Raw genomic sequence first — 12468 nt, forward strand, 5'->3', positions numbered from 1 at the left:
AGGCTGTCGGCATGAGCAGCGACGCCGACAGCCTGCGCGAGATCGATTTCCCGCCCACCGACGATCTGTTGCGCGAGGACGTCAAGCGCCTGGGCGCCCTGGTCGGGGACATCCTGGCCGAACAGGTGTCGCCGGAGTTCCTGGCCGAGGTGGAGGCGTTGCGGGTGGCGGCCATCCGCCGGCGCGAGGCCGGCGCGCCCCTGGCCGACGTCGCCGAACGCCTGGCCGGCCTGCCACTGGACCGGGCCGAGCTGCTGGTGCGTGCCTTCAGCACCTACTTCGGCGCGGTGAACCTGGCCGAGCGCGTGCACCGCATCCGGCGCCGGCGCGATTACCAGCGCCTGCAGGGCGCGCCCCAGCCCGGCGGGCTGGACGATGTGCTGGGCCGGCTGCGGGCCGAAGGGGTGGCGCCGGCCGACATTGCCGCGGCGGTGCTGCGCCTGCGCATCGAACCGGTATTCACCGCCCATCCCACCGAGGCGGTGCGGCGAGCGCTGCTGGAGAAGGAAAGCGAGCTGATGCGCTGCCTGGTCGAGGACATCGACCGCTGCCTGACCCCGCAGGAGCGCCGCGCCGGCCTGGAGCGCATGCGCCTGGCCCTGACCGCCGGCTGGCAGACGGCGGAAACGCCGGCGGCCAGGCCCACCGTCGCCGACGAGTTCGAGCACGTCGCCTGGTACCTGACCGAGGTGCTGTACCGGGTGTTGCCGGTGTTCCATGAAGACCTGGAGCGGGCCCTGGCCGAGGCCGGCGTGCAAGGGCTGGATCTGCCGCCGCTGCTCGGCTTCGGCTCCTGGGTCGGCGGCGACATGGACGGCAACCCGAACGTCGGTGCCGGCACCATCGTCGCCGCCCTGGCGCGCCAGCGTGAGCTGGTGTTGGGCCTGTACCGCGCCGAGCTGGGCCGGTTGGGCTCCTTGCTGAGCCAGACGGAGGGCCGGGCCGAGTTCTCGCCCGACCTGCTGGCGCGCATCGAAGACTATGCCGCGCGCCTGCCCGAGGCCGCGGCGGCGGTCAGGCAGCGCCACGCCGACATGCCCTATCGCCGTTACACCGCCCTGTTGGCCGCGCGCCTGGATGCCACCCTGGTGCAGGATGGCTTCGCTTATCGGGATGCCGGCGAATTCGTCGCCGACATCCGTCTGCTCGAAGCCAGCCTGGCGGCGCATCGCGGCGAACACGCCGGCGCTTTCGCCGTGCGCCGCCTGCGCCGGCGGGTCGAGGCCTTCGGCTTCCACCTGGCCACGCTCGACCTGCGCCAGGAGTCCGCGGTGCATGATGCCGCCCTGGCGGCCCTGCTGGACGACCCGGCCTGGCCGGAGCGGCCCTGGTCCGAACGCGCCGAACGCTTGCGCGGCCTGCTGGCCGACCCGCGCGTGCCGAGGCCGGACGATGACGGCGCGCGGCGCGTGCTGGCGGTGTTCGCTGCCGTCGCCGAAGCGCTGCCTCATTATGGCGCCCGCGCCATCGGCCCCTACATCATCAGCATGAGCCGCAGTGCCGCCGACGCCCTGGCGGTGCTGGCCCTGGCCCGTCTCGGCGGCCTGGGCGAGGCGGCCGACGGCGTACCGCTGGACGTGGCACCGCTGTTCGAAACCGTGGACGACCTGGAGGCGGCGCCCGAGACCCTGCGCTCCTTGCTGGCCGACCCGGCCTACCGCGAGCACCTGCGCCGGCGCGGCGACCGCCAGGTGGTGATGCTGGGTTATTCGGACAGCGCCAAGGACGGTGGCCTGGTCGCCTCGCGCTGGGCCCTGCAGCAGGTGCAGGTGCGGCTGACCGCCCTGGCGAAAGAGGCCGGCATCCGCATCGCCTTCTTCCATGGCCGCGGCGGCTCGCTCTCGCGCGGCGGCGGCAAGACCGAGCGGGCGGTGATCGCCGCGCCGCGCGGCTCGGTGGACGGTTACCTGCGCCTGACCGAGCAGGGCGAGGTGATCCACCGCAAATACGGCACCCGGGCCATCGCCCTGCGCAACCTCGAACAGGCCACCGGCGCGGTCTTGCGCGCCAGCCTGCGGCCGCGCCCGGCCGAGTCGCGCGAGGCACGCTGGCGGGACATGGCGACGACGATCGCGGCGGCGGCACGTGCGCACTACCGCGGCCTGGTGTACGCGACCGAGGGTTTCGTGGACTACTTCCGCGAGGCCACGCCCATTGACGTGATCGAACGCCTGCGGATCGGTTCCCGGCCCAGCAAGCGCGGTCAGGCCGGCGGCGTGCGGTCGCTGCGGGCGATTCCGTGGGTGTTCGCCTGGTCGCAGTGTCGCTGTGGCCTGACCGCCTGGCTCGGCGTGGGCACCGGGCTGGCCGAGGGCATCGAGCGCTTCGGTCGCGAGGCCATGGCCGAGATGGCGCGCGACTGGCCATTCTTCGCCACCCTGGTGGACGATGTGGAGATGGTGCTGGCCAAGTCGGACCTGGCCATCTTCGAGGTCTATTCGCGGCTCTCGCCGGCGCACGGGCGTTTTTTTCCGGCGATCGCCGGCGAGTTCGCCCGCACTCGCGACACCATCCTCTCGCTAAAGGGGGCCGAGCGGCTGCTGGCTGGCGATTTCCGCCTGCGCACCTCGATCCGGCTGCGCAACCCCTACGTGGACCCGATCAGCCTGCTGCAGGCCGACCTGCTGGCGCGCTGGCGCGCCGCCGGCCGACCCGAGGACGGGCCACTGTTCCGGGCCCTGGTGGCGACGGTCAACGGCATCGCCGCCGGCGTGCAGAACACCGGCTGAGCCGGCCAGGCCGTGGCGCCGTCGCCGGCGCCCGCCTCAACGGACGTCGCGCAGTTCCCAGTGACTGCCCGCAAGCATGCGCAGGCGGTGGCTGAGTACGGAGGAGGGCAGGCAGGTGCGGACCTCCAGCCGGATCATCAGGTCGTCCTGTTCGCCGGTGACGGCGGCCTCCGGATCGGTGACCGCCAAGGCTTCGTCTATGTTCTCCGGATCGTCCTGCAGGGCCCGCCAGCGCAGGAACAGCTGCGGTCGGCGCAGCGCGTCCTGCAGCTCCTCGGCAAATCCCTCCGCGCTTTCGGCGCGGAAGGCCAACGAGGGTTCGGGACCGCGGGCCCTGGCGGGGTCGGGAAGGCGGAGCAGGTAGCGGGTGGTCATCACGGTTCCCCCGGGATCGTGGTGAGGTTGGTTGCCTTCACGCTGTCACCGGCGCCAGCCTGCTTGGTCGTCAGTGCCGGTGGCCCGCCGACTTCGGACAGTGGCAGGGTGCGGTCGGGCCGTACTGCACGCCGATCTGCAGGCCGTTGCCGTGCCGCTGCCAGAAGAACTCCGGCGCCGGCCTCCCCTTGCCGCCGATCTCCGACATGTCGGCAGCGCTGAACATCCGGCCGTTGACCATCACGTATACCGTGTCGTCGCTGTGCTGGATGTCCTGCAGCGGATTGCCGTCCACCACCACCAGGTCGGCGCGCTTGCCCGGCTCGATCGAACCGAGTTCGCCGCCCAGGCCGATGTAGTCGGCCCCGTCGATGGTGGCGGCACGCAAGGCCTCCCAGGGGCTGAAGCCGCCCTGCACCAGTGACCAGATCTCCCAGTGCGGCGCCTTGCCCTGCAGCTGCCCGTGTCCGCCGACCTGGATGCGCACGCCGGCGTCGCGCAGCGCCTTGGCCGCCCTGGCCACATCGACGTGGTAGTAGTCCCATTCCGGCGCCAACTCGCGGCGGATGTTGGCATCCAGGCTCTGGCGCGGGAAGAAGCGCTGCAGGCGCGGTTCGTTCCAGACCTCGCCACGGGCATACCAGTAGCGTTCGCCGTTCAGGCCGCCGTAGTTCACCACCAGGGTCGGTGTGTTGCGCACGTCGGTCCGGCGCCAGAGCTCGATCACGTCGCGGTACAGCGGCGCTACCGGAATGTTGTGCTCGATGCCGGTGACGCCGTCCACCACCATGGTCATGTTGTGCTGGAAGGTGCTGCCGCCTTCCTCCACCACCAGCATGCCCAGCTCGCGGGCGGCCCGGTTGATCTGCTGGCGCTGGTCGCGGCGCGGCTGGTTGTAGCTCTTCACCGAGAACGCGCCGTTGGCCCGCATCCGCCGCAGGTGGCCGCGGGCGTCCTCCAGCGAGTTCACCACCGCCTTGAAGTCGCCGTCGGCGCCGTAGAGGATGGTGCCGGTGGAGAACACGCGCGGGCCGACCATCCTGCCGGCCTTCACCAGCTCCGACTGCGAGAACACGAACTCGGTGCTGGCCGAGGGATCGTGCATGGTGGTGATGCCGTAGGCCAGGTTGGCGTAATAGGCCCAGTTCTGCTGCGGCACCACGCCCTGGCCGAAGTGGGCGGCATGGGCATGGGCGTCGACGATGCCGGGAAACACCGTCTTGCCGGCGACGTCCAGCTCGCGTGTGCCGGCCGGAATGGCCACCTCGCCGCGCCGCCCCACCGCGACGATGCGTTCGCCGCGCACCAGCACCACGCCGTCCTCGATCACCTCCCGGGTGTTCTCGGCGTCGCGCATGGTCACCACCCGGCCGCCGACCAGGGCGAAGCCGTCGGCCGGCCGGTCGGTCGGCACGCGCAGGCCGACCGGCACGCCGGCGTCGGCCTTGTCCGCGTCCAGGCGACGGCTGTGGTAGCGGTCGCCGACCATCCAGTGCAGCGTTCGCGAATCGGCGCCCCAGTGCAGGTAGCTGCCCATGTCGGTACCCAGGGCAGTGACCGGGATGGCCTTGGTGTCCTTGCCCAGCTCGATGCTGGCGCCGGTGGCCGGAAGCGGCGCCACGTAGCCGTTGAACAGTTCGGTGAAGGCGACCCGGCGGCCGTCCGGGCTGATCGCGACATGGTCCACGTACTTGAGGCCGAACACTTCCCGCGGGCGCTCGCCGTGCAGGCCGACGCTCATCAGCTTCTTCTCCAGGCCGCTGCCGGTGAGGTAGTAGACCCGGCTGCCATCGGCGGAGAACTGCGGATCGGCGCCGGCATCGGCCACCTTCAACGGCTCGCCGCCGGCGGCCGGCATCACGTACACGCCGCGGTCGCCGCTCCACAGGCTGCCGGTCAGGCCGCCGCCGCCCTGGCGCGAATAGACGACATGGCTGCCGTCCGGGGAGTAGCGCGGGCCGTAGTAGAAGCCGGGCTCGCCGGTGAGCTTGCGGCTCTGGCCGCTGGCCAGGTCCAGCTCGTGGATGGCGCCCATCTCCGCATCCGACCAGGTGGTGTACAGCAGCTTGCGGCCGTCGGGACTGAAGGCCGGCTGGTACTCGAAGCGGGAATCGTCGTCGAACAGGCGTTGCGGCCGGCCGTCCGGCAAGGCCTTGCGCCACAGCTGGCCGACCGCGTGGAAGACCAGGGTGCGGCCGTCAGGACTGGTGGTCACGTCGCGGATCATCTTCGGCGCGAAGCTGTCGCCGTCGAGCCGTTGTTCGAAGCGCAGCGCCGGCAGCACGCTCTGCCGTACCTCGGCGCGGAAGGGGATGTCGGCGGCCAGGCCGCTGGCCACGTCCACCTTCCACAGCTTGCCCTGGGCCCAGATCACCACGGCTTTCGAATCCGGAGTCCAGTCGAAGTTCGGATAGGGGCCGAAGATCGCCCAGGCTTCCTGCTGGTCGTGCGAAAGGCCGTCCCAGACCGGCCGGACCGCGCCCGAGGCCAGGTCCAGCACGTGCAGCACCGACTTGTCGCGCACGCGCTTGACGAATGCCAGCGACTTGCCGTCCGGCGAGGGTTGCGGCCGCACCGCCCCACCGGGGCTGGCCACCAGGGTGCGCACCTCGCCGGTTTCCCGGTCCAGCCGCTTGATCGCGTAGATCAGGCCGTGCACGTTGCGGTTGTAGTCGAACTGGCCACCCGGGCTGACGTCCTCGGAGAAATACACGTAGCGGCCGTCGGGCGAGACCGCCGGCTCGCCCAGGTCCTGCTGGTCGTTCTTGCGCTTGGTCAGCTGCAAGCCGGCGCCGCCGTCGCGGTGGTACAGCCACAGCTCGCCGGCGCCGAGCGAGCGGGTCGAGGTGAAGTGCTTGCGGCCGATCAGGTACTGGCCGTCCGGGGTCCAGTACGGGTTGTTGAGCAGGCGGAAATCCTCCTTGCTCACCTGCACCATGCCGCTGCCATCGGCCTTCATGCGCCAGAGGTTGTTGCCGCCGCCGCGGTCGGAGGTGAAGGCGATCTCGCCGCCGTCGGGCGAGAAGCGCGGCTGGATGTCCCAAGCGGGTCCGGAGGTGATGCGCCGGGCCTGGCCGCCCTCGATCGGCAGTACGTAGATGTCACCCAGCATCGAGAAGGCGATGCGGCGGCCGTCCGGGCTCAGGTCCAGATCCAGCCAGGTGCCCTCGTCGGTGCTGAAGCTCACCGTCCTGGCGCCGGCGTGGGCGGCGTTGACGTCCCATTTGGCCGCGTCCTTGCCGGCGGCGGACAGGGACGGAACGGTCAGGCCGGTGGCGAGTACCAGACCCAGGGAGAGCACGAGCGGACGCGGCGACATGGCGACTCCGGAAGCGGAAAGGACGCCGCGATGCTAGGCGAAACCGCCCCTTCGACCCTAGTACGAAGGTCATGGCCGTGTGAAAGCGTGAGGCGTTTGGCGATATCGCGATCTGGCGGCGGCGGATCGCTTGTGCCCCGGTCGCCGGTGCCGGACAGTAGGCCGGCCATGGCCCGCAGACCGCCCCCCGTCGCGCGTTTCCCTGGCTTGGCCGTCCTGTCGGGACTGGCCGGGCCGGCCATGGCCGCGCCGGCGGATATCGCGTCGACGCTGGTCGGCCTGGCCTGGCTTGGCCTGGGCCTGGCGCTGGGCCTGGCAGCCGCTTTCGTCGCCTGCTGGTGGGTGCTGCGCGCGCGCGTCGCGCCCCGTTCCGGGTGGGGGCCCTTCGCCCTGACTGCCCTGGTCGCCTTGCCGGTGCTTGCCTGGCTGGGTCCCCGTGCGCCGGTGCCATCGCTGCTGCTGGTGCTGGCACTGGTGGCCTGGGGGCTGTGGCTGGTGAACCGCTTGAGCCGGCGCGTGCGCGCGCTGCTGGACGAGCGCGACCACGCCAAGGCCGAGGCCAAACGTGCCCAGCTCAACTCCGAACGCGATGCCCTGACCGGCATCTACAACCGCGGCGCCCTGCGCCAGCGACTGGAACGGTTGGCCGAGGAAACCTGGCAGGACGGCCGGCCGCTGTCGCTGCTGTACTTCGACATTGACCTGTTCAAGCTGATCAACGACAGCCTGGGGCACGCCGTCGGCGACGAATGCCTCAAAGCGGTGGCGGCGGTGGTCGGTTCCGAGCTGCGCGGCGGCGACGTGCTGGGCCGCCTGGGCGGCGAGGAATTCGCGGTGGTGCTGCCTGGCGCCAAGCGCATCCACGCCATCGCCGTGGCCGAACGCATCCGCCAGGCGGTGCAGAACCAGTGCCGGGTGGTGGGCGAGGAAGTGGTGGAGCTGACCGTCAGCCTCGGCGCCGCCGAGTTCCTCGGCCCGCAGGAAAGCATGGATGCCCTGATGGACCGCGCCGACCGCGCCATGTACCAGGCCAAGGACAGCGGCCGGAACATGGTGGTGGCCGATCCGGGCACGCCCGGGCCGCGCGGCTGAAGCGCCTACCCGCGTTGCCGCGACGGGCCTGCGTGCCGCGGCTCAGGACCGCCCCTGCGCCACCGGCAGCCCGGCCAGGCGGCGGAACTCCGGCTCCTGCAGCAGTTCCGGGTCCCGCAGCACCTCCAGGGCAAAGTCCATGGCGTCCTCGCCCCAGAACGGCTCGCCGTTCACCACCAGGGTGGGGACGCCGAACACGCCTTCGCCGACGGCGGCCTCGAAATTGTCGCGCAAGGCCTGTTTCACGGCGGGCGCGGTGATGGCGGCCGCAACGTCGGCGATGCCCAGGCGGGCGGCCAGCGGTGCCAGGGCCTCGGCGCTGTCGCCGGCCCGGCCCTCGGCCCAGATCCAGTCGAAGATGGCCTGCACCACGTCCGGCCGCGTCTCCAGGGCCAGGCACAGGCGCAGCGCCGCCAGGGGATTGAACGGGTGGCCGGGCGGGAAGCGCATCGGCAGTCCCGCCCGCCGGGCCCGCCACAGCGCGTGCCGATAGGTGAACAGGCGCTTGCCTTCGATCTCCGCCGGCCCCTTGTGCCCGTGCCGTTCCAGCAGGCCCGCCAGCAGGATAGGCCGCAGTTCCACCGGCCGCTCGCGCAGCAGCGCGCGCACGCGCGGCCAGGCCAGGTAGGCGAACGGCGAGATGAAATCGAAATACCAGCGCACCGGTTCAGGCCGCCGGCCAGAGCGCCAGCACCAGACCGATCACCGTGAACTGCAGGGTGTGGTAACCGGCGTTGATGGCGAACAGCTTGAAGCTGCGGCGCTCGAACAGGTAACTGATGCCGAAGCTGGAGGCCACCCAGCACAGTCCGGCCGAGAATCCGGCGCCCAGACCCAGGGCCAGCGGCGGGCGCGGGCCCAGGAACATGGCGAACACGAAGCTGGCGATCAGCAGCAGCACGAAGGTGCTGCCGAAGATCACGCCCATGTTGCCCTTGGCCAGTTCTTCGTCGCTGAGCCCGACCTCGCGCTGCCAGGCCTTGCCGAACAGCATCGGCGAATACCACAGGCCGCCCAGCACGAAGCTGGCCACGGCGGCGGTCAGGATGGCCCACACGTTGATTCCTTCCATTGCCGTCTCCCCCTCGGTGTCGGTTCGGAGGCGCCCAGTGTGCCTTCCCCGGGGCCGGGCGTCTTGGATTTTCGTTACCTCAGCACCAGGCTGCCGCCGTCGGCCATGGCGTGCCGGATGAACTGGCCCGGCGACAGGCCGGAGAAGGCGCGGAAATCCCGCACCAGGTGCGACTGGTCGAAATAGCCGCAGGCCTCGGCCAGCTCGGCCCAGGGCACCCGCTCGCGGCCGGCCAGCAGGGCGGTGGCGGCGCGGAAGCGGTGCACGCGGGCCAGGCTCTTCATGCCCATGCCGACCTGGCGACGGAACAGCACGGCCAGGTGCTTGCGGCTGACCCCGGCCTCGCGCGCCAGCGTTTCCACCGGCAGACGGCCGGCGCTGGCCTCGATGCGGCCCAAGGCCCACAGCGTCAGCGGCGAGGGCGCGTAGCGCGGCCGCAGCCGCGCCAGCAGCCAGTCTTCGACCAGGGCGAAACGGGCCTCCAGCGTCCGGGTCTCCAGCAGGCGTTCGCGCAGCGTTTGCGCGTCCCCGCCGACCAGATCCTCCAGCGGCAACACCCTTCCGACCAGCCGGTCGGCGTCCACGCCCAGCCAGGGCCGGGCGCCGGCAGCGCGGAAGGTCACGCCGAATAGCGCGTTGCCATGCGGCGCCTCGGTGTCGATCGGCCCCTGGTGCAGGCCGGAGTACCAGACGTCGCGGAACGGGACGCGCCGCTCCGGCGGCCCGGGCTCGATGCGGTACTGCACCGGCCCGAGGTTGATCAGCAGCTGGCTGCCGCCCGAAGGCAGGATCCGGTCGCGCTGGTAGGCGACCCGGCCTTCGCCGTACCACAGCATGGTGACGACGTCGGCCAGCGCGGCGGGCGATGACCGCCAGGCCACCGTCCAGCGCCCCAGGGCGTCGTCCTGGTGGTGGACGTGGAGATGGCGGTGGCGGGGTGTTCCGTCCATTGGCCTTCCGGCCTCATTTCACGTAGGCCCGCGGCAGCTCGCCCGAGGGCACCAGGTAGCGGTCGCGCAGCTCGGTCTGGCGCGAGCGCATCGGTACCGGTTTGCCAGCCAGCCACATCTGCTGCGCCAGGCTGGTCACCTCCAGCGGATCGCCGCTCCACAGCACCAGGTCGGCCACCTGGCCGACGGCGATGCGGCCGCGGTCGCGGATGCCGAAGATGCGCGCCGGTGCCGAGGTCAGCCCGGCCAGGCCGGCCTCCCAAGGCAGGCCGTTGGCGACGGCGTTGCCGGCCAGCTGGCGGATCTTGCGGGCGTTGTGGGTGGCATCGCCGCTCTGGCTGAAAGCCACGGTCACGCCGGCGCGGTGCAGGCGGGCGGCGTTGTCCAGGCGGGCGCCGAGGCGGTCGAAGTCGTAGGGCAGGTTGAGCAGCGGATCCAGCAGCACCGGCGCGCCGGCCGCGCGAAGCTCGTCGGCCACCTGCCAGGCTTCGGCGCCGCCGGCGATCACCGGCCGGATGCCGTGCCGGCGGGCGAAGGCCAGGGTCTGGCGGATGTCGGCGGCGCGGTCCACATGGAAGACCACGCGGCCGCCGTCCAGGTAGCGGGCCAGGGCGGCGCGGCCGGCCCGGGTCAGCAATTCGTCGCTGCCGTTGCGGGCATCGGACACCGCTTGCTCCAGCAGCATCCACTGGCCGGCCCGGCTGCCTCCGGACAGGGGCGAAACATCACTGCCCAGGTTGATGAACAGGCTGCGGCTGCCGGCCAGGGGGGCGTGGCTACCGTCCAGCACGAAGGCGCTGCCCTGGCCGGCCAGCAGGCTGCCGCCGGGCACGGCGCCGGGCGCCAGCACCGTAAAGCTCAGGCCCTCGATGCGGCTGACCGGGATGGCCATGGACGCCGGATTGAAGGCCAGGTCCAGATCGAACTCCGGCCGCCACACCGCCTGCTGCGGCGGCACCAGGGTGCCCAGGGCGAGATTGCCGTCCACGGTGGCGGCCTCGCCGGAGACTTCCTCCACGCCCAGGCCGCTCAGGCCGGCGAACAGTCCCGGGGTCAGCGGCCGGCCCCCGGCCTCGACGACGGCGGCGCCGGCCGGGGCCGGCAGGTCCCTGCCGATGGCCCGGATCACGCCGCCCCGCACCAGCACGTCGTGGTCCTTCAGGGTGCCGGCGGCGTCGGCGGTGTGCACGGTGGCGCCGCGGATCAGCAGATCCTGGGCCGCGGCCGGCGCGGCGAGGGAGCAGGCGCAGGCGATGGCGATGGCGAACAGGCGCTTCACGGCGACACCTCCTGGCCGAGCATGAAATCGCCGACCGGCTGGCGGGCCGGATCGTCGCGGTCGTACAGCAGGGCGCCGTCCACCCAGACCTTTTCGGCCTTGGCGTAGACGCTGAAGGGGTTGCCGCTCCACAGCACCAGGTCGGCCATCTTGCCCGGGGTCAGGGTGCCGGTCTGGTCGGCGATGCCGAGCGCGCGGGCGGCGTTCTGTGTCAGCCAGCGGATCGCCCGCTCCGGCGGCAGCGACAGCCCCGCCGCTTCGCCGCGCGCCATCACCTTGGCCGCTTCCTGGTTCAGCCGCTGGATGCCCTCGGGCGAATCGGAATGGACGATGGCGCAACCGTTGGCCGGCCGGTCCACCAGGGCGATGTTTTCCTGGATGCCGTCCAGCGCTTCCATCTTGAAGCCCCACCAGTCGGCCCAGAGCGCGCCGCAGATGCCGCGTTCGGCCAGGGTGTCGGCCAGCTTGTAGGCCTCCACGCCATGGTGGAAGGCGGCGATGCGGAAGCCGAACTCGTCGGCGAGGTCGATCATCTGCGCCATCTCGTCGGCGCGGTAGCAGTGGATGTGCACGGTGATGTCGCCGCGCAGGGCCCCGGCCAGGGTCTCCAGGCGCAGGTCGCGCTGCGGCGCTTCGTCCTTGCCGGCGTCCGCGGACTTGCCGCGACGGCGATTGCCTTCCTCCCTGGCCGCCAGGTGGCGGTCCCAGGCCTCGCGGTATTTCTGCGCCTCGATGAAGGCGGCGCGGTAGCCGGCGATGTTGCCCATGCGGGTCATCGGCGCCTGGCCGCGGCCGCCGTAGACGCGCTTGGGGTTTTCGCCACAGGCCATCTTCAGGCCGTGCGGGGCGTCCGGGAACTTCATCGCCTGCACGGTCGTCGCCGGCACGTTCTTCAGCACCACGCCGCGGCCGCCGATCAGGTTGGCCGAGCCCGGCAGCACCATCATCGTCGTGACGCCACCGGCCAGGGCGGTGGCGAAGCCGGGATCCTGCGGCCAGACGCCGTGTTCGGCCCAGACCTGGGCGGTCACCGGTGCGGTCATCTCGTTGCCGTCGGCATGCGCGGTCACGCCCGGGGCCGGGTACACGCCCAGGTGCGAGTGCACGTCGATCAGGCCGGGCGTTACCCACTTGCCGGCACCGTCCACCACGACGGCGTCGCCGGCATCCAGGTCGCGGCCGACCGCGGCGATGCGGCCATCGCGCATCAGCACGTCGGCCTGCTCCAGGCGCTGGCCGTCGCCGGTCAGCACCGTGGCGCCGCGCACCAGCACCGGCGCAGACGGCACCGGCCGGTAGGTGCTCGGGAAGGAGGCATCGGAAGAAGCGGCCCGGGCGGTCGGGGCCGGTATGGCCGCGGCCAGCAGGACGACTGCCAGCAGGCCGGCTTCGAGGCTTGGTTTCATGGCGTGCTCCCCAGCAGGTGCCGCCACCCTAGCCACAAGCGCGGGCCGATGCCAAGGCCGTCCGGTCACGGTTCAAGGCCGGCGTGCCAGAATGCCCGGGCGATACGGAGAAGAAAAAGGCCTCTTTTCAATTTCGAGTGGGTAAGCTGGACCTGAGCAGGTACGGGATCGGGTATGACTGACAAGCTGTTTGAGGCTGCCTTGGGGGTCTCTCCGCCGTGGCAGGTGACGGGCGCGGACTTCGAT

The 12468-nt window shown here is 71.6% G+C and carries 9 protein-coding genes; 2 read left to right on the forward strand and 7 right to left on the reverse strand.

Going from position 1 to position 12468, the window contains the following annotated elements; translation table 11 throughout:
• Positions 1 to 11 precede the first annotated feature (11 nt).
• Complete coding sequence (gene ppc, locus F0415_RS11505; protein ID WP_149861367.1) at positions 12 to 2729, forward strand: phosphoenolpyruvate carboxylase; 2718 nt, start codon at positions 12 to 14, stop codon at positions 2727 to 2729.
• 36 nt (positions 2730 to 2765) lie between these two features.
• On the opposite strand, the gene F0415_RS11510 is transcribed toward ppc, so the two are convergent.
• Together F0415_RS11510 and F0415_RS11515 are read right to left on the reverse strand one after the other, a co-directional pair.
• On the reverse strand, positions 2766 to 3104 hold the full coding sequence (locus F0415_RS11510; RefSeq protein WP_149861368.1) for a hypothetical protein: 339 nt from the start codon (positions 3102 to 3104) through the stop codon (positions 2766 to 2768).
• A gap of 70 nt (positions 3105 to 3174) precedes the next feature.
• Positions 3175 to 6423 (reverse strand): amidohydrolase family protein, encoded by a 3249-nt coding sequence (locus tag F0415_RS11515; protein WP_149861369.1) that lies wholly within the window; start codon positions 6421 to 6423, stop codon positions 3175 to 3177.
• A gap of 207 nt (positions 6424 to 6630) precedes the next feature.
• On the opposite strand from F0415_RS11515, the gene F0415_RS11520 reads away from it, so the two are divergent.
• Entirely contained in the window at positions 6631 to 7515 is an 885-nt protein-coding gene (locus F0415_RS11520; protein ID WP_188310376.1) for a GGDEF domain-containing protein, read from the forward strand.
• Between the two features lie 42 nt (positions 7516 to 7557).
• On the opposite strand, the gene F0415_RS11525 is transcribed toward F0415_RS11520, so the two are convergent.
• From F0415_RS11525 to F0415_RS11545, 5 genes are all read right to left on the reverse strand, one after another.
• The gene (locus F0415_RS11525; protein WP_149861371.1) at positions 7558 to 8178 is read right to left on the reverse strand and encodes a 2-hydroxychromene-2-carboxylate isomerase; all 621 of its coding nucleotides are present in this window, start codon (positions 8176 to 8178) and stop codon (positions 7558 to 7560) included.
• Between the two features lie 4 nt (positions 8179 to 8182).
• Positions 8183 to 8587, reverse strand: a complete 405-nt coding sequence (locus F0415_RS11530; RefSeq protein ID WP_149861372.1) for a DUF1761 domain-containing protein — start codon at positions 8585 to 8587, stop codon at positions 8183 to 8185.
• Positions 8588 to 8661: 74 nt separating this feature from the next.
• Entirely contained in the window at positions 8662 to 9537 is an 876-nt protein-coding gene (locus F0415_RS11535) for a helix-turn-helix domain-containing protein (protein ID WP_149861373.1), read from the reverse strand.
• Positions 9538 to 9550: 13 nt separating this feature from the next.
• Positions 9551 to 10816: an amidohydrolase family protein gene (locus F0415_RS11540; protein WP_149861374.1), complete on the reverse strand. Its 1266-nt coding sequence runs from the start codon at positions 10814 to 10816 to the stop codon at positions 9551 to 9553.
• On the reverse strand, positions 10813 to 12222 hold the full coding sequence (locus tag F0415_RS11545) for an amidohydrolase (protein ID WP_149861375.1): 1410 nt from the start codon (positions 12220 to 12222) through the stop codon (positions 10813 to 10815). The genes F0415_RS11540 and F0415_RS11545 overlap by 4 nt, the downstream gene beginning before the upstream one ends.
• Between the last annotated feature and the right edge of the window lie 246 nt (positions 12223 to 12468).

The sequence above is a fragment of the Arenimonas fontis genome (assembly GCF_008386465.1).
Classification (GTDB): domain Bacteria; phylum Pseudomonadota; class Gammaproteobacteria; order Xanthomonadales; family Xanthomonadaceae; genus Arenimonas; species Arenimonas fontis.